This window comes from Microvirga aerilata (genome assembly GCF_016743775.1).
Classification (GTDB): Bacteria; Pseudomonadota; Alphaproteobacteria; order Rhizobiales; family Beijerinckiaceae; genus Microvirga; species Microvirga aerilata.
This window is the reverse complement of record NZ_JAEQMY010000342.1, coordinates 1-768: the sequence shown is the minus strand read 5'-3', so window position 1 is coordinate 768 and position 768 is coordinate 1. Positions and strand designations below refer to the sequence as shown.

At 59.1% G+C, this 768-nt stretch carries 1 protein-coding gene; it reads left to right on the top strand.

Annotation, left to right across the window (positions count from 1 at the left end; genetic code table 11):
• Nucleotides 1-66 precede the first annotated feature (66 nt).
• A complete protein-coding gene (locus JKG68_RS32725; RefSeq protein WP_202066640.1) occupies nt 67-762 on the top strand; it encodes a response regulator transcription factor in 696 nt (231 codons plus the stop codon).
• The last annotated feature ends 6 nt before the right edge of the window (nt 763-768 follow it).

Sequence of the window (768 nt, the reverse complement as noted above, 5' to 3'; positions counted from 1 at the left end):
CCGGCGTTAACTCCTCGTTGAGCATACTTCCCTCACATTGGCTGAGGTCCTCCAGGAGGTGGTGAGATGCGGGTGTTGCTGATCGAGGATGACATCTCTGTCATTCAGAGCATTGAGCTCATGCTCCAGCGCCTCAACGTCCAGATCTCCGTGGCCGATCTGGGCGAGCACGGCATCGATCTCGGCCGGCTCCCCGACTATGACATCATCCTGCTCGATCTCAACCTCCCGGACATGTCAGGCTATGAGGTCCTGCGACAGCTGCGGCTTGCCAAGGTGTGCACGCCCGTCCTGATCCTTTCAGGCCTGGACGGTATCCAGAACAAGGTCAGAGGCCTCGGCTTTGGCGCCGATGATTACCTGACCAAGCCGTTTCACAAGGACGAACTCATTGCCCGCATGCAGGCGATTATCCGCCGCTCGTCCGATCAGACCGAAGCCGTCCTTGAATGCGGCGATCTGACGATCAAACCTCAGGCTCAGCAGGCTGAGATCGGAGGACGCCAGGTGAGCTTGACCGGCACGGAGTACAAGATCCTGGCGTTTCTGGCTCAGCGCCAGGGGAGCACGCTGACCAAGGAGATGCTCCTCAATCATCTGTATAGCGGCATGGATGAACCCGCGATCAAGATCATTGATGTGTTCATCTGCAAGCTGCGCAGGAAGCTTGCGCAGGCCTCAGGTGGTAGGAACTACATCGAGACGGTCTGGGGCCGCGGCTACACGCTGAGGGAGCCGCAGCCCGTCAGGCTGGCGAGCTAAGTCTCA